Source organism: Bythopirellula sp., assembly GCF_041737835.1.
Classification (GTDB): Bacteria; Planctomycetota; Planctomycetia; order Pirellulales; family Lacipirellulaceae; genus Bythopirellula.
On the sequence record NZ_JBGSQY010000055.1, the window covers coordinates 11,975 to 30,767 of the forward strand.

The following is an 18,793-nucleotide window of genomic DNA, read 5'->3' on the forward strand; positions in this document are numbered from 1 at the left end:
GAATTCAGTTATTTGAACTCGTGTTCCTTCGCCGGGAACTCGCCGCTGCGGACTTCGTCGCGGAAGTTTTTCACGGCGTCGGTGACGACGGATTCTAAATTCGCGTATTGCTTCACGAACTTCGGCAGGTAATCGGTTTTTAGGCCGAGGATGTCGTGTAGCACGAGCACTTGGCCATCGCAGCCGGGGCCGGCGCCGATGCCGATCGTGGGGATCGTGGTCTTCTCGGTGATGCGAGTCGCCATTTCTGAGGGGATGCATTCCAGCACGATGGCGAACGCCCCCGCTTCGGCGGCCGCGCGGGCATCGTGTAGGAGGGCCGCTTCGTCGCGCTGCACGCGATAGCCGCCGAGTTGATGAACGCTTTGGGGACGCAAACCACAATGGGCCATCACGGGAATCCCCGCCGAGACGAGGGCGTTGATCGTGTCGGCTTGATCGGCGCCCCCTTCGAGCTTCACCGCCTGGCAGCGCGTTTCTTTGAGAATTCGCCCCGCGTTTTCAATCGCCTTGTACGTTCCCAAGTGATAACTGGGGAACGGCATGTCGACCACCAGCAGAGCATTCTCGACCGCGCGGCCGACCATCTCGGCGTGATAGATCATTTCGTCGAGCGTCACGGGTAGCGTGCTGTCGTGGCCTTGCACAACCATCGACATGCTGTCGCCGACGAGCACGGCTTCGACGCCGGCTTGATCCACGAGCCGTGCAAACGGATAGTCGTAGGCCGTCACCATGGTGATCTTCTGTCCCGTGCCTTTGAGTGAGGCGAACTTGGGGACCGTCATCCGGCTTTTACGGCGTGGCGATTTGTCTTGAGAATTTTCTGTGGCCATAGATGCAGGCTAACTCACACGAGAAGCGGAAGATAGGGGTTGAACGCAAGGGCGTTGGGCATTCCCCCACAGGGACGCGGTTGCCAGAATAAGGTTCATGTTTGAGACTTTCGAATCGCTAAGCCGGCATGCGGCATTGAATAACCATTTGAATGTGGCTGATCGGCTGACGCGGATTGCTGGTGCGATGCCCACGGCCGTGGCGGTCGCTTGTCCTGGCCATGGCGACGTGGCGGGTCAGCACAGCTATGCGACTTGCACGTTCGCGGAACTCGAAGCCGATGCCACGGCCTTGGCGCGGGGGCTCGTTGATTTGGGCGTGACGCCGGGGATGCGGCTCGTGCTGTTGGTGAAACCGGGGATCGAGTTCGTGAAACTCGTGTTTGCTCTGCTCCGTGCGGGGGCAACCACGGTGTTGATCGATCCGGGAATGGGCAAACAGCATTTGGTGAATTGCCTGTCGGCGGTCGAGCCTGCGGGGTTTGTGGCGATCTCACCGGCCCAAGCCGTGCGGACACTTTTGCGGCGGCGATTTCCGCTGGCCAAGCTCAATGTCACGGTGGGGCGGCGTTGGTTCTGGGGAGGGAAGACTTACAAGCAGTTGCTCAAGGCGGGGCGAAGTTCGACTACATCGTTGCCAGTCACGCAAGGCAGCGACGCGGCGGCGATTATTTTTACCAGCGGCAGCACTGGTCCGCCGAAGGGTGTGCTCTACACACACGAGATTTTTGAAACGCAGGTCGCAGAGATCGAACGGGAATATGATCTGCAACCGGGCGGGGCTGACTTGGCCTGCTTCGCGTTGTTCGGGTTGTTCAACTCGGCACTCGGAGTGACAACCGTCTTTCCCAAGATGGATTTCTCGCGGCCTGCGTCGGTGGATCCCAAGAAGCTGCTAGAAACCGCGCACGATTGGCGGGTGACGCAGGCGTTTGCTTCGCCGGCCGTGTGGAACAAGTTGAGCCACTACTGTGAGGTGCAGGGCGAACAGATTCCGACCCTGCGGAAGATTTTCTCCTGTGGCGCGCCTGTGTCAGCGGAAGTTTTGCAACGAACGCTTGCTTGCACGGACGCCTATGCCGAGATGCACACGCCCTACGGGGCGACCGAAAGTTTGCCCGTGGCGACGATTGCTGCGAGCGAAGTTCTCGGCGAAACCGCCAGCGAGACGGCACGCGGGAAAGGGGTTTGTGTTGGGCGGAAGTTTGAAACCGTTGAGTGGAAGATCATTCGGATCACGGATGAGCCGATCCAAAGCATCGCTGACGTTGAAGAACTTCCGGTGGGTCAGATTGGCGAGTTGATTGTGAAGGGGAGACAGGTTTCACCGACGTATGTGACGGGAGATTCTGCGAAACACAATTCACTGGCAAAGATCGTTGACAAGCGAGCCGGCTCGTCCCCGAGCCCGAGTGTATGGCATCGCATGGGCGATGTCGGCTATTTCGACGAGCAGGGCCGCTTCTGGTACTGCGGACGGAAGAATCATCGCGTCGATTCAGCCAACGGCACGTTGTTTACCGAGTGTGTGGAGGCGATTTTAAATCAGGCAAATTGGGTCGAGCGAACGGCGTTGGTTGGTATTGGGCCGCGTGGATCACAGGTTCCAATTGTCATTTACGAAACAGAGTCAATTACACATATCTATCCAGCCCACGGCGAACCTCTCATGCCTGAGGATGTGTTTCGTGAGATTCCAGGGGAGATGCAAGGGATCGCCGAGAAACATGGATTTACGATCGGTATTTTCTTGCGACACAATCAGTTTCCCGTCGACGTGCGGCACAATTCAAAGATCAATCGTGAGGCATTGGCGGCGTGGGCGGAGATGGAGCTCGCGAAGCAGAAGTTGGGTTGATAAGTAGCCGCCGGCGCAAGCCGGTGGTTGGAGAGGTTTGAACCACCGGCTTGCGCCGGCGGCTATTGAACATGAAAGCACTAGTCACAGGTGGTGGAGGATTTCTCGGGCGAGCGATCGTCGAGCAACTTCGCGCGCGCGGTGATGAAGTGCGGAGTTTTGGCCGCGGCGCGTATCCAGATCTTGTCGCGCTGGGCGTGGAAGTCATTCGTGGCGATGTGCGTGATGCCGGCGCTGTCAGCAAAGCATGCGAAGGAACGGATTGTGTGTTTCATGTTGCCGCGATCGCGGGGATTGGCGGGCCTTGGAAACGATTTTACGAAGCCAATGTCGTGGGGACGCAGAACGTGTTAGCTGCGTGTCGCGCGCAGGGCGTTCCCAAGCTGGTCTACACCAGCAGTCCCAGCGTCACCTTCGCGGGACGGGATCAATGCGGCATCAATGAACAGCAAGCCGTGCCCGATCTTGATTGGCTTGCCGCGAACAATTGCCACTATTCGCGCAGCAAGGCCGTGGCCGAGGCTGAAGTGCTAGCCGCGAATGATTCGCAACTGGCGACCTGTGCCTTGCGGCCGCATCTGATTTGGGGGCCACGCGATCAGCATCTCATTCCGCGTTTGATCGCGCGGGCCAAGTCGGGCCGTTTGCGCCGTGTGGGTGACGGCACGAACAAAGTCGACATCATTTATGTCGACAACGCGGCCGCGGCCCACTTGGCGGCGGCGGATGCACTCGCCAATCAGGTTTCTCCCGTGAAAGGAAACGCTTACTTTTTGAGCCAAGGCGAGTCCGTGAATTGTTGGACTTGGATCGACGAGATTTTGGCGCTGGCGAACTTGCCGCCGGTGAAAAAGTCGATTTCGTTTCGCGCGGCTTTGCGGCTCGGCGGACTCTGCGAGGCGGTTTACGGCTTCGTGCGAACCACGCGCGAGCCCCCGATGTCCCGGTTTTTGGCGTGGCAACTTGCCAGTTCGCATTGGTTCGACATCGGCGCCGCAGAGCGGGATTTTGGCTACGAACCGCGGATTTCCACGGCCGAGGGGATGCAGCGGCTCGCCCAATGGCTCGCCGTTTCAACGACCTAGCCGGTTTTCGCCGGTCGAATTACAATCAGCAGCTTGATTTTGACCCGCTTTTGCCAGTTATAGACCGCCAGACCGAGGACGCCGTGTATCGAACCCATACCTGTGGAGAATTGACCGAACAACATGCGGGTGAAACCGTCACACTTTGTGGCTGGGTCGATAGCTATCGCGATCATGGTGGCGGATTGTTTGTCGACTTGCGCGACCGCTATGGCCTGACGCAGATTGTGTTCAATCCTCCCGACACTTCGGCCGAGGTGATCGAGCAAAGCAAATCGCTCCGCGCGGAATATGTGATCAAGGTGACGGGCGTTGTCGCCGCGCGGCCCGAGGGAATGGCGAATCCACGGATGGCGACCGGCAAGATTGAACTGCGGGCCGTGACGCTCGAGCTACTAAACAAGTCGTTGGTGCCGCCGGTTTCGCCGAGCTCGCTCGAAGCCCCCGGCGAAGATTTGCGGCTCAAGCATCGCTATCTCGATTTGCGTCGCCCGGCGATGCAAAAGATTATGCTGCTGCGTGCCGCGCTCATTAAGGACATGCGCGATTACTTCGAGGAGCACAATTTCATCGACGTCGAAACTCCCGTGCTAGGTCGCAGCACGCCCGAAGGGGCTCGCGACTACTTGGTGCCCAGCCGCGTGCATCGGGGCAAGTTCTATGCGTTGCCGCAGTCGCCGCAACTCTACAAGCAGATTTTGATGATCGCCGGTTACGACCGTTACGTGCAGGTGGCCCGCTGTTTTCGCGATGAAGATTTACGGGCCGATCGTCAGCCGGAATTCACGCAGCTCGACGTCGAGATGGCTTTTGTCGACGCTGAAGACGTGATCGGCATGATCGACGGCTTGGTGAAACAACTGGCCAAGTCGCATCTGGGAATTGATTTGCCTACTCCCCTGCCCCGCATGACTTACGACGAGGCGATGGAGCGATTCGGCCATGATGCGCCCGACCTGCGTTTTGGGATGGAGATCATCGATTGCACGGATCTCGCCGCCAAGGCCGAGTTCCGCGTGTTCCAAAGCGTGGCGAGTTCCGGTGGGCGCGTGCGGGCGCTGAACGTGAAAAAGGGGACCGAACAGTATTCCCGCCGTGGTATCGACGGACTCACGGAATATGCCGCCGACTTTGGCGCGAAGGGGCTCGCCTGGTTCCGCGTGGAAGAAGATGGCACGCTGGGTAGCACAATTGCCAAGAACTTTACGCCCGAGCTGCTCAAGGAATTTGCGATTCGATTGAATGCCGAGCCAGGGGATCTGCTGCTGTTTGTGGCCGACACCTTCCCGGTGACCTGTAAGGCGCTCTATGCGTTGCGTTCGAAGATTGGCCGCGAGATGAAGCTCTACGATCCAGCGACGATGAATTTTTCGTGGATCGTGGAATTCCCGATGTTTGAATACGACGACGAGGAAAAGCGCTGGTCGGCGATGCACCATCCGTTCACCGCGCCGCGGGATCAGGACCTCGCGATGCTGGAGACGGATCCCGGCAAATGCCGTGCGAAGGCTTACGACTTGGTCGTGAACGGCTATGAAGCGGGGGGCGGCACGATTCGTATCCACGACGACAAGATTCAAAGCAAAGTGTTTTCGCTGTTGGGGATCGATGAAGCGACGGCCAAGGATCGCTTCGGCTTCTTGCTCGATGCGCTGCAATACGGTGCCCCGCCCCACGGCGGCATCGCTTTGGGAATCGACCGGGTCGTGATGTTGTTTGGGCAACTCGATAACATCCGCGACTGCATCGCATTTCCCAAGACGCAAAAAGCAAGCGACCTCATGACCGAGGCCCCCGGTGCGGTGGACCTCAAGCAGTTGCGCGAACTGTCAATCAAGCTGGCGGAGTAAGCTTTGGAACGGCAATGGGACATTGCCGGCTAACTTAGCGTGGGCGTTTCACTGCGCCGTCGTTTTCGAGTTGTTCTTGCCATTCTTGCACCAGTCGCAACGCGTCGAGTGGCGTCGTGTTGTTGAGATCCATCGCGCGGATTGTTTCCAGCAGCGGGTGATCCATCGTTTCGAAGAGCGTCATCTGCAGGTGATGACCGTTTTTGGAAGGGGGATGGGGGAGGGAGGAAGGTGGAGTTTCGTGTTGGGCTTCGAGTTGTTTGAGAATCTCCTCAGCCCGTTCGTTGACTTCGCGGGGCACGCCGGCGAGTTGAGCCACGTGAATGCCGTAACTTTTGTCGGCGGCGCCGGCAATGATTTTGTGCAGGAACACGACCTGACCCTGCCATTCCTCGACCGCGACGTTGAGATTCGCCACGCCGGGGAGTGATTCCTCAAGGTCGGTCAACTCGTGATAATGCGTGGCGAATAACGTGCGGCAGCCGATGCGGTCGTGCAGATACTCCACCACCGCCCAAGCGAGCGACAGCCCATCGTAGGTGCTCGTGCCGCGGCCAATTTCGTCGAGGATCACCAGACTGCGTTCGGTGGCCGTGTTGAGAATCCGCGCGGTCTCAGTCATTTCGACCATGAACGTGCTGCGACCGCGGGCCAAATCGTCGCTTGCTCCCACACGAGCAAAAATTCGATCGGCAATGCCGATGGTGGCCTCACGTGCAGGAACGAAACTTCCCACTTGCGCCAGCAGCGTGATCAGCGCCACTTGGCGAATGTACGTGCTTTTGCCGGCCATGTTAGGGCCAGTGATCAAAAGAAGGGATGAGAGGTCAGAGGTCGGAGGTCGGGATATATCCTCATCATCTTGACCTCTGGCCTCTGAACTCTGGCCTCTACAGCTCACACTATTTGGCACGAAGGTTCCCTCGGCCTCGGTGATGTCGAGGACCGGATGGCGGCCGTCGATGATTTCTAGCACGGAATCGTCGGTAATCGTGGGACGCACATAATTTCGCGCGCGGGCGAGTTCTGCCAGCGATGCAAGAACATCGAGTTCGGCAAGGGCATCAGCGGTGCCTTGCAAGCGGCGGGCCGCCGTGGCGACCAACTCGCGCAGCTCGACGAACAAGTTGTATTCCAAGTCGAGGGCCCGTTCCTCGGCGGTGAGCACCTTCTCTTCATGCTCCTTGAGTTCGGGCGTGATGTAGCGTTCGCAGTTTTTGAGCGTTTGCTTGCGGATGAAATTGTCGGGAATCTTTTCGCGATGCGTGTGTGTGATTTCCAGGTAATAGCCAAAGACTTTGTTGAAGCCGATCTTGATGCTGGGAATGCCGCTTTCGGTGATCGCGCGGGCTTGATACTCGGCCATCCATTTTTTGCCCCCGCGCATCAGATCGCGCTGTTCATCAAGTTCGGCGTGGAAGCCTTCGCGAATGAAGCCCCCTTCCCGGGCGTTGAGCGGGCAATCGTCGGCGAGCGCTGCTTCAAGCCGGCCGCGAATCTCGGGGCACAGATCGATGCGGGCTTCGAGTTGATTGAGCCGCGCGGCGGAACGGCCAGTCAGTTTGGCTTTTACTTTGGGCAGGCATTTCAACGTGCGAGCCAAGAAGCAGAGATCACGGGGAGTGGCTCGCGAGGTCGTCACGCGAGCGAGCAAACGCTGGATGTCGTAGATCGAACGCAATTCGGTGCGGAGGTCGTTGGTGACGGCTGCATGACTGACCAGCTCGCCAACGGCATCGAGCCGCGCGTTGATCGAGTTCACATCGGTGAGCGGATTGGCGAACCAATCGCCGAGAAGCCGCGCCCCCATCGCGGTCACGGTACGATCGACGACGCCCAGCAGCGAACCCTCGCGGCGACCGTCGCGCAGACACTGCGAGATTTCCAAGCTCCGCCGTGTGGCTTGATCGATTTCTAGCCGCGTTCCCAATCGGTAGGGGGCCAGATGATCGATATGTGCGAGTGACGATTTTTGCGTTTCGCACAGATAATCGAGGATCGCGCCCGCGGCGGCGAGGGCCGGGCCGTCTTCGTCGTTAAAGCCAAACCCTTCAAGCGACTGCGTGCCGAAGTGCTTGGTCAGCGCGGCCTCGGCGGCTTTGTGGCCAAAGGTCCAAGGGGGGCGGCGCGTCACGAGCCGTCCTTCGCTCCACAATGTCGGAAGGGCAGGGGCATCTTCGCTGACCAACAATTCCACGGGGGCCACGCGGGCCAGCTCATCTCCAAGCTTGTCGCTGGGAACAACGGCGGCTTCAAAACGGCCCGTCGAAACATCGATCCAGGCGAGGCCACATTCGTCACCACGCTGGGCAACGGCCAACAGATAATTGCTTTCCTGGGGATTGAGTAGCACGTCGTCGGTGACCGTGCCGCGACTCACCACGCGGGTGACGGCCCGTTTGACGATTCCTTTGGCTTCGCGCGGATTTTCAATCTGTTCGCAAACGGCGGCCCGCATCCCGGCGGCAATGATCTTCGCGAGATAGCCATCGAGTTGATGGTGAGGAAAGCCCGCCATGGGGGTCGGATTCTCGCCTTTGTCGCGGCTGGTGAGCGAGAGCCCCAAAATCCGCGAGGCGGTTTTGGCGTCTTCGAAGAACAGCTCGTAAAAGTCCCCCATCCGAAACAACAGCAGAGCCTCTCCCGCGGCCTGCTTGGCCTCGTGATACTGCTGCATCATGGGGGTGACGGACATGACATGAAACTCCAGGAACGTGAACGGCGGTTCATGCTACCCAAGAGCGGCTGAAAGTTGCAGGGGCGCTGCGGGGAAATTGTCCCGCGAAGCCACATTGACGGTGTGAGAGTCGCTGGAATCGGTAGAGTCGTAACGGCATATAGCCCTTGACGAATATTCGTTGAGAGCTATAATTGAAATGCATGTGGGAAGTCGAGTACACCGACGAGTTTGAGATCTGGTGGGAGACCTTGAGCCCGCCGGGCCAAGCTTCTCTGGATGCGAGTATTCGCATTTTAGAACAGTTGGGCCCTCAACTCGGTCGTCCGCATGTCGACGCCGTGAAGGGTTCAAAACACAGCAACATGAAGGAGTTGCGCACGCAAAGTCAGGGACGGCCTTTGCGAACATTCTTTGCCTTCGATCCTCGCAGGACGGCGGTTTTGCTGATGGGTGGTGATAAGACGGGCGACAAACGATTCTATGAACGCATGATTCCGTTAGTAGACCGACTTTACGACCGCCATTTGGATGAGTTGCGATCAGAAGGATTTCTAGAGGATTAATTCAATGCCACGACACTCTTATCAAAAGTTGCGAGACAAGCTGTCTCCCAAGCAGTTAGCTCAGGCTGAGGAAGAAGCCCGCGGCATCATGGCCGAGATGCTTCTTTCCGAGATTCGGAAGTCGGTGGGATTGACCCAAGAAGAGCTGGCAGCCGCTTTGGGGATCAAGCAACCGAGCCTCTCGAAGCTTGAGAATCAAGACGACATGCAGATCAGCACCTTGCGCAAGCTGATTGAAGCATTGGGAGGAAGCCTAGAATTGGTGATCCATCTTCCACAAGGAGCCGTGCGGATCAATCAATTCCAGCAGGCAAGTTGATCTCGAACTTACAAGTACGCACTTACTGCACCAATTCTTCTTCGGCGTCGTTCGCACTGAGGTCGAGCTCACCGGAATCTTCCAGGCGGCGGACCACGTCGACGATTTCTTGCTGCTTGGCTTCGACGGCCGAGAGCTTGACCGCGCCCAGGAAGCCGAGTTCTTCGCGGAGCATGTCGCCGGCACGCTGCGACATGTTCTTGAAGATCTTGTCCTTGAGTTCGGAGCTCGCTCCTTTGAGCGCCATCGCCCATTGCGAGCTTTCGACGTTCTTGAGCACGATCTGCATGTCCTTGTCGCTGAACCGGCCGATGTCCTCGAAGACGAACATCAAGCGGCGAATGTCTTCGACCAGATCGGGGTCTTCTTGTGACAGGTTTTCGAGCAAAGTCCGTTCGGTCGCGCGATCCGACACGTTCAAGATTTCAGCCACGGCGTCGATGCCGCCGGCCTTGTCGAAGCTTTGGCTCATTACGCTCGACATGCGACGTTCGAGCCCTTTTTCGACTTCGTGAATGATATCGGGACTGGTTTGTCCCATCGCGGCGATCCGCTGGATCACTGAGAGTTGGCGATCGGGGGGCAAGCCGGCGAGGATTTGAGCGCTCGTCGGAGGGGCAAGATGCGAAAGCACAAGCGCGATCGTTTGCGGATGCTCGTCGATCACGTAGGTGAGAATGTTTTGACTGTCGACATTACGCAGGAACGCGAACGGCACGGCTTCGATCGATTGGCGGATGTTGTCGAGCGCGGTGCTGGCATTCTTGCCGAGGGCGAGCTGCACGAGTTGTTTGGCGCGTTCCAGGCCTCCTGCATCGAAACCGCTCGAACCGGGATTCGACTGGGCGAACTGATTGATCGCCAGATCCTGCTCGTCCGCCGAGACACCCTTGAGCCGGGCGATTTCAATCGATACCAGCTCGACCTGTTTGGGATCAAGCCGCGACAACACGTCGACCGCCTGTTCTTCAGGGAGCGAGGCAACCAGAATCGCAGCTTTGCGTAGTTCGGACATAAGAGCTGGTGACGAGGAGACGATCGCGCGCAGCGATAACGGCGCAGCGCGAATGTTAGTCGTAGAATCGGCCCGTGCGACTGGGGGACTTGAGGCGAGTTTAACGCCGTGAGAAACGCAGCATTGCTAGCACGCGATTATTCGAGCGTGCAGACGCCCCATTGGCCGTCGCATTCGTCGACGGCGACGGTGATTTTGCCAGGCGTGGTGCCGGATTGGGCTGTGATGGCTGTTTTCAAAAGCTGGCCGATATGTCTGGCCAGCAATTCGGCGGTGGTGTTGGCGAGTGGTAGCAACACACAATCTTGGCGGGGAAAGATCCAGCGGCGGGAGCCGTGCGTGACGGTCACTTCGCTGTCGTTTTCGACCACGTGGATCGTGGGATGCTCTGTCGGCAAGATCATCCGATGATCGAGGCCATCGACGACCCGCTGAAGTTCATCACGCACGGCGATAAAGTCGAGCACATAGTGATTCTCGTTGAGCGGGCCGTGGATTTCGGCCGTCACATGGTAGTTATGGCCATGGAGCGGCTCGCAGACGTCGTCGTTGTACGTGATGAAGTGAGCCGCGCTGAAGACGAAGCGTTCTTTTTCGAGTTTGATGGAATAAGTTTCAGCCACAGCCACGCGCTCCTGATCAATAAAACTTCACTGGCCATTGTAATCGTCCATCACGCAAGAGCACAAACAGCGCGGCGGCGATGATGTCGGCCGACGTGCCGGGATTGCGGCGGTGGCCATCGGCGCGGAGCCAGAAATCGAAATCGGCGAGCGCGGCTTCGTAATCTTCGCCGGTGTAGGATAGGACACGCGCCGCATAGTTGGAAACTTCTTGCGCCAGAGCGAGGCCGCATTTGCGGGCGATGAGCGTGTCGGGTTGTTTGGCAAGCAGCTCCAGGAACGCCGTGACAATCGACTGGGCAAGTGGAGCTTTATTTGCTGCGATGAGGTCGGCCACCCAAAAGACCTCGACAAAGTTGTTGGTGTATTGGCGAGCGACAAGATCGTGGTCGGCCGCAAGTTGCATCGCTGTGACAAGGGTGATTTCGGGAGGAGTGTCGACAACGTCCGCCTCTTCGACCTTTCCCAACCCACCGGGCGCGGCGAGGCGAATTGCTTCGTACACAAGCCGTGTATCGGTGGTGGAGAGGTTACTTAGAACCGTCGGCAAGCCCAAGGCAAGTGGTTTGTCGGGTCTGGCAGCCGCGAGGGGCGCGAGCAGCAGAACGGTGCCTAAGTAGGTGTTGGTGCCGACGGCGTGGTGAATCGCCTTGACCGATTCCAGCACGGCCTGACCAACGCCATAAGTAGGTGCCAATGCGATTTGCGGGCCGATCACCGCGGCACTGGTGAGAAAATCGGCGTAGGTGGCATCTTCGAAATCGGCACCACGATAGACATTGCCCGGCTTGGCGGCGGTCGCTTCCCAGATGCAGGCGAGCGTGGCTTGTAGGGCCAAGTCGTTCATGGGGCTGCTCCAGAAGTGTTGTCGTCGGTGCGAGCGAGAAAGTTTGCAAGTAACCGCTCTGCATCTTCGGGGGCATCTTCAACAACCCAGTGGCCCACGTCGGCGAGGCGGTGGGCTTCGGCTTGCGGCCAGGCGGCGACGAACTTGTCGAGGCACTCGGGAGTGAAACACCAATCTTGCATACCCCAGACTAAAAGTTGCGGCATGTCAGCCAATTGCGGCAGCTGGTTTTCGATCTGTCCGAGGGTGTGCCAAGTCGGATGCGAGGAATTGAGCGGGATATCTTTGACGAACTGATAGACCGCGGCGCGGCGAGTCCAGTTGTCGTAGGGACCGAGATATCCAGCGGCCACGGCGGGATCGAGCTGACTCTTGCGAGCGAGCGTCATCCGCAAAGCCGCCAGCGAAAAAGCGTTCCCTCCTTGCAGGGCGAGTTTGCCAACAACGGGCCAGCGGCACACGCGAATGCGAAAGGGAATGAACCAAGGCTGAAATGCGCCGGTGTTGAACAGCACGATTCGCTCGAAGCGTTGCCGATGGCGGAGCAGGGTCCCGAGTCCAATCGCGCCCCCCCAATCTTGAGCCACGAGCGTGACGTGTCGCAGATCGAGCTGCTCGACTAAACTTGCCAGATTGTCGATGTGATCGGCGAGCCGCAGCGGGTGGGGCTGGAGATCGCTCAGCCCGCAGCCGACGTGATCGGGAGCCACGCAGCGGTAGTGTTCCTGATTGGCCGTGATCAGCCGTCGCCAATGAAAGGACCACGTGGGATTGCCGTGGACGAAGAGCAGCGTCGGAGTGTCGGCGCTTCGCGGTCCTTCGTCGACATAGTGCATGCGCGCGCCGGCAACATCGCACCACTGCGAGGTGAAGGGATATAAGGAACGCCAATCGGATGAGGTCGCGGAGATCGGTCTGCTCGGTTGCGGGGTGAGTTGGTCGGGCCTGATTATTTTCGGAAGAAATCTATTTTTGAGGGAACAGCAGATCAATCAAGTGGTAGGCACACGGATCGATCGCCGCGGCGTGGTTGCTAAGCATGGCGACGGCCATTTTCTCCTTCGGAAGTAAGATGAGCATGCTGCTATAACCACCGGTCATGCCGTTGTGCCAAACCAGTGACTGTCCGTGATATTTCATGAGATGCCAGCCCAGGCCCATTGGTTTATCCGTCCACGTTGGTTCGGAATAAGGCTTTTGAGCGAGTTGCATCGCCTTGGCAAGTGGAGTTGGTTGAAGGCCCAAATTGGCCGCGGCGAAGATCAACAGATCATTGACGGTCGAATAGAGTGCCCCGCACCCTTCCAAAGAGCCAAACTTCCAAGCAACGGTGCGCTTACCGCTGCCAAGATGCGCCGGGGCGAGTCGTTTGAGTTGATTGGGATCGAGCGTGATGCAGGTGTCGGCGAGACCGAGCGGCTTGGCGATTTGCTGGGCGACTAGTGCGGCGTAGTTCGCCGACTTCGTGACGTTCACGATTGTCTGCCCCAAAAGTCCCATGGCAAGATTTGAGTAATTGTACTTTGTTCCGATAGAATACTTGAGCCAAACGTCGGGCATCATTTGGCGAATGTTTTTCCATTCGAGCAAAGCATAGGGATCCTCGCCATCGCCGGTGCCTGCGAGAAAAAACCACAACATCTGCGGCAAACGCGGCAGACCCGAGTGATGGGTTGCCAAATCGAGCAGCGTGATCTGGCGGTTCTCTTCACGAGGAAGTTTGATGGCGGGCAGATACTTTTGAGCGGGGTCACTGAGTTTCATGTGCCCCAGCACAACTTGCTCGGCAAGCATTGTTGTGGTGAAAACTTTGGTGATCGAGCCGATTTGATAAATCGTTTTGCCATTAGGCTTACTTTTGGGATTGTCTTTGTTGAGTAGGCCAAAACCAAAAACGTGAGAACCCTTAGTGTCGAGGATTCCAACCGTGACGGCAGCGCGGGGATGCTCGGCGAGATACGATTTGACGCTCTCCGCAGCGGCTTGTTGGTATTTGTCCGCGGCTTGGAGTGGGTGGCAGATCAGAAGACTGAGCAGCGAAACCGCAAGCGAGATTGTGGCCGGACGAAAAAGCATCGTTGTGAACATAAAATTAAAACAATTGGATATTCAGCGAATTGGCTAGTATAGCAATTCCTGCCGGGCCTTTGACGATGGGTGCTAAAAAGCGTACAAAGTAGGGTCTAACTTCGCAGCAGCGCGACCGCTCGTGAGAGGTCTCTGCAATGGGGGCCTTGTGAACCTGGTCAGGGTGGAGACACAGCAGCCATAAACTTGCGTCTCTTTGTGTGGGGGCCTCTCACGAGCAGCCGCGAAGCTTTTACCGCTCAGCCGCCAGCGGCAAAAACATGTCGAATGAAATTTCACAAGCACCTGGCGGCACGGAACCTAAAAGCGGTGACTATGTCGTCGTCGCGCGGCGTTATCGGCCCCAACGTTTCGACGAGCTGATCGGCCAGCAGCATGTGGCCCAGGCCCTCAAGCGGGCTATCGAAAGTGACCGCGTCGGTCATGCTTACCTATTCACGGGAGCACGAGGCGTCGGCAAAACATCCGCCGCGCGGATCCTCGCCAAGGCTCTCAATTGCGAACATGGCCCGACGATCACGCCCTGCAACGAGTGTGAAAGCTGTCAGGGAGTGACCGCTGGGAGTGACGTTGACGTGCTCGAAATCGACGGTGCCAGCAATCGCGGCATCGATGACGTCCGGCAGTTGCGGCAAAACGTGGCGATCCGGCCGAGTCGCTCGCGGTTCAAAATTTATATAATCGACGAAGTCCACATGGTCACTCGCGATGCGTTCAACGCGTTGCTCAAGACCTTGGAAGAACCTCCCGAGCATGTGAAGTTTATCTTCGCCACAACGGAAGCGAACAAGATTCCGATCACGATTCTTTCACGGTGCCAGCGGTTCGACTTCGCGGGGATCGAGGCGAATGCCATCCAGACGCGGCTAGCGCAGATTGCGGCGGCGGAAGGTGTGGAGATCGAGACCGACGCGCTGCAGATTTTGGCCATGCGCGCGGCGGGTTCGATGCGCGATAGCCAATCGCTGCTGGAGCAATTGCTGTCTGGGAGCGGCGGTTCCATCACGGCGGCGGATGTCACCAACATGCTGGGGATCGCCCCCGCAGCGAGACTCACGGGACTTGTGATGCCGTTGGTGAATCGTGATGCGGCGACTGCCTTATCGGAACTTGATTCCGCGCTTGCCGAAGGGGCCGATGTCGGTCAGTTGATTGATCAGTTGTTGGGCTATTTTCGCGACGTGATGACCCAGGCCGTGGGTTGCGACGAAAGTCGCTTGCTTTATGCCTTGCCCAGCCAGCGTCAGGAAGTGCGTGAGATCGCCCAGCAATTGGGGGTGCAAACCTTGCTGGCGATTGGGCAGGTGCTCGATCAAGCGGCCGCACGGATGCGAATTAGCACGCACACGCGGACACTCGCCGAAATGGCGATCGTACGGATTTGCAGCCTGGAAAATCTTGATGAACTGGCGAGCCTAATCGAGCAACTGCGGGATGGCACGATCGATCAAAGCGCGCCCGCAGTAAAAAAAAACTCCCCCGCTAGCCCAGCTCCCGCGCGGGCGGTGAGTGCGCCAAGTGTCCCCTCCCCTGCCCCGACGGTTGCTCCACCCGCTGAGCCCGCGCCGGAAGAAATTGCGGAGACGAATGGCCACGCGCAGGAACCGGTCGCAGCGGTCGATAAGATAGAACTGTTGGCGGAGAACGTCGAGCAAATTTGGAAGCAGGCCCTCGCATCGCTCACGGGGATCATTGCCGAGAATGCGTCGCACGTGGACGAAGTGACGCTCGACTCGACGGGACGGATGCAGGTTAAGTTTTCAGACTCCTTTTACCGGGATGCGTGTGAGCGACCAGCCAATCGGAACCGCTTGGAAGCGGCGCTGCAGGAAGTTTGTGGTCGGCGCGTGGCATTCATTTTTCAAGCCAGTCAGCGCGTGGATACTTCCGTCGCGAACGTGGCTCCGCCCCCTTCCCGGAGGCAACAGCAGGCCGACGTGGCCGAGCAGCCGTTCGTGAAAAAAGCACTTGAGCTATTTAATGGCGATCCCCATCGCATTCGGTATACGCCTCCCGCAAATAAGGAAACGGAGTAAATCATGTTCAAAGGCTTAGGCAATCTTGCCAACTTGGGAAACCTGATGAAGCAAGCCCAGGAAATGGGCGGCAAGATGCGCGAGATTAACGAAGAGCTCAAGGCGAAGCGGGTGACCGGTTCCGCCGGTGCAGGGATGGTGGAGGTCGACGCCAACGGCGTGGGCGAAATTCTGGCCGTGCGAATTGACCCATCGCTCATGGCCAAGCAGGACCGCGAGTTTATCGAAGACTTGTTGCCGGCGGCGATCAATGCGGCTCAACAAAAAGTTAAAGAGCTTTACGCCGAGCAAATGCAATCTCTGACCGGAGGTTTGAATCTGCCAGGGTTGGGGGATGCGTTAGGACAATTTGGCAACACGCCCACCGAGTGACGCACTCGATGATCATACTTTGGCATCTGTCAAGGGAGTGGTCACGGGGACTCGGGAATTTGTCATGCCACGTGTGCTGAACTTTCTTTCTGATTCGGCTAGCCAGCGGTAATCTTTTCCCACATGCCGCGGTTTATTGCGGTAGAATTGTGTCGGGCTTTCCAGCGGCTTTTGGGGGAGCGGATTGCCAGCAATGCCACCGCGGAATTTGACCTGCGGTCGGCATCGGCAGTATGCTACAGATCGGTGAGGAGCATTTCTCGTTCCGATCCCTTGGGCTTTCAACACACTAATAGTTAGAAGAACACGATGCGTCTTTCACTCGGCCAACACATGCACATGGCTCAGAAGCAGGTGCTCGCACCGCGGATGATCCAGTCCATGGAAATTCTGCAGCTGCCGATCATCGCGCTGCAGGAACGGATTGAGCAGGAGATGGAAGACAATCCCGTGCTCGATCAGGTCGAGTATACCGACGAGCCTGCCGAGTTCGAAGAAGAAGTCATCAATCCCGATGCCCCGACCGATTCGGAACGGGAAATGGTTGTCGCCAACGACAACAACAACGAGGCGGATTTCGAGCGGCTGCTGAACATGGCCGACAATCTGCCCGACGAGTACGAAGAACGCAGCCGCCCTTCGCGGGGTCAGATGGAGGCGGAATCCGATCGTCAGCACGACGCGATGGCCAACATGGTATCGCGGCCCGAATCGCTCTTGGATTACTTGGATCACCAGTTGAGCTGGTTCGAACTGAGCGAACCGCTCAAAAAGATGTGCGAGCGGATTATCTACAATCTCGATACGAACGGCTATTTGAAATCGCCGCTCGAAGAATTGCTGCCGCCCCCACCGACCGAAGTGAATGGCAATGTCCAGGCGTGGCGAACCGAGCAATTGAAACTGGCCGAAGAAGCGCTCGCCATCGTGCAGCGGCTCGACCCGCCGGGGATCGGGGCGCGGAATCTCAAAGAATGCTTGATGCTGCAACTCACACCGGGCTTGCTGTTCTATGAAGAGCTCTTGGTGCTGATCGAGAGTCATCTGGAAGACCTCGAGAACAATCGCCTGCCGTTGATCGCCAAGAAGACCGGCTATTCGATTGAAACGATTCAAGAAGCCTGGGAAGACCTACGGACCTTGAAGCCAAAGCCGGGCGCGGAGTTCAACGAAACGTTTGCTCCGATGGTTACGCCCGACGTGTACGTCGACCGCAAAGAAGGGGGCGGCTACGAAGTGCGGCTGGAAGATGCCCAATTGCCGTCGTTGTATATCAGCCCCACTTATCGCAAGTTGCTGCAAGATCCCGACACCAACGCCGAGACGCGCGAGTACATCAAGCGCAAGGTCAATTCGGCCCAGTGGATCATCGAAGCCATCGAGCAACGCCGTAGCACGCTCACGCGGGTCTCGCAGGCGATTGTGGATCATCAAAACAAATTTCTCGACAATGGCCCCGAGTACATCGAGCCGTTGAAGATGCAGCAAATCGCCGACAAGGTGGGCGTGCATGTGACAACGGTGAGCCGAGCGGTCGACGACAAATGGATGCAAACACCACGTGGCATCTTCCCGCTCAAGCGATTCTTTGTGGGTGGCACGACCAGTGCCGACGGCGAGGAAGTCGCCTGGGATAAGGTCAGGCTCCAACTCCAGGACATTGTCGACAACGAGGATAAAACCAAACCCTTGAGCGACGATGCTCTGGTCGATGAACTGGCGAAAGCGGGCATCACGGTCGCACGCCGCACGGTGACAAAGTATCGCAAGGCGATGAACATCCCCAGCAGCCGTCAGCGACGGGATTGGTCAGAGGGGTAACGGCATCGGGACGATGTCGGTTAACGTTCACACCGATTCGATATAAAGGCCGCGGCGGCGGCGTTCGTTGCGGCGGGCATCATCAATCAGACCCGCCACGATCTGCACGTTCTCTATGCCGGGCAGGGCCAACTCCGGGTGCGACTGGTCACTGGAAGTGATCCTTACCGTGCCAATGCCGAACATTCGCTCCACCGGGCCTTGGGTGAACGAAACGTCATCGATGTCGATCACTTCGATACGGTCGGTTTGCCGCCACAAGAGCCCGCGCATGTGGGTGAATCTCTGGGAGGAAAGCGTGTAGTGTTGGCTGAACCGTAAGTAGAAATACTTAGCAAACAGACCGGCCCACACAATCGCGTTGAGCGCGATGATGGCCAGCCACGCGGAATGCGTCACCGTGCCAAAGAGCCCCAAGGCGAGCGAGGCGAGCGATAATACGCCGGCACCGATCCAAGCACCCAGCATGGCGAATTTGGAATAGCTGCCGTGCCACAGTTCTTCTTCGGGTACAGATTCTTCACCGGTACGCTGGGCGGCTGAACGGAGCTTCTTTTGCGGCGCGGCGCCATCGGGTTGATTCTTACCGGTGGCTAGCTTGCCGCCACAATGACCGCAAAATCGCGTTTGCCGGATGATCTGCTCACCGCAATGAGGACACTGCATGAATGAAAACTTCCTGTTTCGCGTGATTGTCAAGAGAAATGCATCGAGGATTCATGAAAGGTGATTCGCTCAAATCCTTCCCAGATTGCCAATTAAGTTTGATAGAACTTGGTGTTGAAAAGCAACCTGGAAAC

The 18,793-nt window shown here is 57.8% G+C and carries 16 protein-coding genes and 1 other RNA gene; 9 read left to right on the forward strand and 8 right to left on the reverse strand.

What is annotated here, in order from left to right; genetic code table 11:
* Window positions 1-8: 8 nt before the first annotated feature.
* Window positions 9-836 carry a 3-methyl-2-oxobutanoate hydroxymethyltransferase gene (gene panB / locus AC6T8Q_RS17345; RefSeq protein WP_500680286.1) on the reverse strand — a complete coding sequence of 276 codons (828 nt, stop codon included), beginning with the start codon at window positions 834-836 and terminating at the stop codon, window positions 9-11.
* Between the two features lie 97 nt (window positions 837-933).
* On the opposite strand from panB, the gene AC6T8Q_RS17350 reads away from it, so the two are divergent.
* The 3 genes from AC6T8Q_RS17350 to aspS all read left to right on the forward strand — a co-directional run bounded on the left by AC6T8Q_RS17350 (window position 934) and on the right by aspS (window position 5,629).
* On the forward strand, window positions 934-2,694 hold the full coding sequence (locus tag AC6T8Q_RS17350; RefSeq protein ID WP_500680287.1) for a fatty acid CoA ligase family protein: 1,761 nt from the start codon (window positions 934-936) through the stop codon (window positions 2,692-2,694).
* 71 nt (window positions 2,695-2,765) lie between these two features.
* Window positions 2,766-3,779 (forward strand): NAD-dependent epimerase/dehydratase family protein, encoded by a 1,014-nt coding sequence (locus AC6T8Q_RS17355; protein WP_500680288.1) that lies wholly within the window; start codon window positions 2,766-2,768, stop codon window positions 3,777-3,779.
* 83 nt (window positions 3,780-3,862) lie between these two features.
* The gene (gene aspS, locus AC6T8Q_RS17360; RefSeq protein ID WP_500680322.1) at window positions 3,863-5,629 is read left to right on the forward strand and encodes an aspartate--tRNA ligase; all 1,767 of its coding nucleotides are present in this window, start codon (window positions 3,863-3,865) and stop codon (window positions 5,627-5,629) included.
* A 34-nt stretch (window positions 5,630-5,663) separates the two neighbouring features.
* Here aspS and mutS read toward each other — a convergent pair whose 3' ends face one another.
* Complete coding sequence (gene mutS, locus AC6T8Q_RS17365) at window positions 5,664-8,324, reverse strand: DNA mismatch repair protein MutS (RefSeq protein WP_500680289.1); 2,661 nt, start codon at window positions 8,322-8,324, stop codon at window positions 5,664-5,666.
* Between the two features lie 185 nt (window positions 8,325-8,509).
* Here mutS and AC6T8Q_RS17370 point away from each other — a divergent pair, with 185 nt between their 5' ends.
* Both AC6T8Q_RS17370 and AC6T8Q_RS17375 read left to right on the forward strand, forming a co-directional pair.
* On the forward strand, window positions 8,510-8,872 hold the full coding sequence (locus AC6T8Q_RS17370; protein ID WP_500680323.1) for a type II toxin-antitoxin system RelE/ParE family toxin: 363 nt from the start codon (window positions 8,510-8,512) through the stop codon (window positions 8,870-8,872).
* Between the two features lie 4 nt (window positions 8,873-8,876).
* Complete coding sequence (locus AC6T8Q_RS17375) at window positions 8,877-9,191, forward strand: helix-turn-helix domain-containing protein (RefSeq protein WP_500680290.1); 315 nt, start codon at window positions 8,877-8,879, stop codon at window positions 9,189-9,191.
* A 22-nt stretch (window positions 9,192-9,213) separates the two neighbouring features.
* Here the strand turns inward: AC6T8Q_RS17375 and fliG are convergent, their stop codons facing one another.
* From fliG to AC6T8Q_RS17400, 5 genes are all read right to left on the reverse strand, one after another.
* On the reverse strand, window positions 9,214-10,206 hold the full coding sequence (fliG, locus tag AC6T8Q_RS17380) for a flagellar motor switch protein FliG (RefSeq protein WP_496919926.1): 993 nt from the start codon (window positions 10,204-10,206) through the stop codon (window positions 9,214-9,216).
* Between the two features lie 137 nt (window positions 10,207-10,343).
* The gene (locus AC6T8Q_RS17385; protein WP_500680291.1) at window positions 10,344-10,829 is read right to left on the reverse strand and encodes a 6-pyruvoyl trahydropterin synthase family protein; all 486 of its coding nucleotides are present in this window, start codon (window positions 10,827-10,829) and stop codon (window positions 10,344-10,346) included.
* A 16-nt stretch (window positions 10,830-10,845) separates the two neighbouring features.
* On the reverse strand, window positions 10,846-11,676 hold the full coding sequence (locus AC6T8Q_RS17390) for a triphosphoribosyl-dephospho-CoA synthase (RefSeq protein ID WP_500680292.1): 831 nt from the start codon (window positions 11,674-11,676) through the stop codon (window positions 10,846-10,848).
* Complete coding sequence (locus AC6T8Q_RS17395; protein WP_500680293.1) at window positions 11,673-12,512, reverse strand: alpha/beta fold hydrolase; 840 nt, start codon at window positions 12,510-12,512, stop codon at window positions 11,673-11,675. Before AC6T8Q_RS17395 ends, AC6T8Q_RS17390 begins: the two co-directional genes overlap by 4 nt.
* Before the next feature lie 130 nt (window positions 12,513-12,642).
* Complete coding sequence (locus tag AC6T8Q_RS17400; RefSeq protein WP_500680294.1) at window positions 12,643-13,752, reverse strand: serine hydrolase domain-containing protein; 1,110 nt, start codon at window positions 13,750-13,752, stop codon at window positions 12,643-12,645.
* Window positions 13,753-13,886: 134 nt separating this feature from the next.
* Between AC6T8Q_RS17400 and ffs the strand changes: the two genes are divergently transcribed.
* From ffs to rpoN, 4 genes are all read left to right on the forward strand, one after another.
* Window positions 13,887-13,981: signal recognition particle sRNA small type (gene ffs / locus AC6T8Q_RS17405), an RNA gene on the forward strand.
* A gap of 43 nt (window positions 13,982-14,024) precedes the next feature.
* The gene (gene dnaX, locus AC6T8Q_RS17410) at window positions 14,025-15,800 is read left to right on the forward strand and encodes a DNA polymerase III subunit gamma/tau (RefSeq protein ID WP_500680295.1); all 1,776 of its coding nucleotides are present in this window, start codon (window positions 14,025-14,027) and stop codon (window positions 15,798-15,800) included.
* A 3-nt stretch (window positions 15,801-15,803) separates the two neighbouring features.
* The gene (locus AC6T8Q_RS17415; RefSeq protein WP_496919921.1) at window positions 15,804-16,172 is read left to right on the forward strand and encodes a YbaB/EbfC family nucleoid-associated protein; all 369 of its coding nucleotides are present in this window, start codon (window positions 15,804-15,806) and stop codon (window positions 16,170-16,172) included.
* Between the two features lie 309 nt (window positions 16,173-16,481).
* Window positions 16,482-17,993, forward strand: coding sequence for an RNA polymerase factor sigma-54 (rpoN, locus tag AC6T8Q_RS17420; RefSeq protein ID WP_500680296.1), 1,512 nt, complete (start codon window positions 16,482-16,484; stop codon window positions 17,991-17,993).
* A 27-nt stretch (window positions 17,994-18,020) separates the two neighbouring features.
* On the opposite strand, the gene AC6T8Q_RS17425 is transcribed toward rpoN, so the two are convergent.
* Window positions 18,021-18,659, reverse strand: a complete 639-nt coding sequence (locus tag AC6T8Q_RS17425) for a PH domain-containing protein (protein WP_500680297.1) — start codon at window positions 18,657-18,659, stop codon at window positions 18,021-18,023.
* Between the last annotated feature and the right edge of the window lie 134 nt (window positions 18,660-18,793).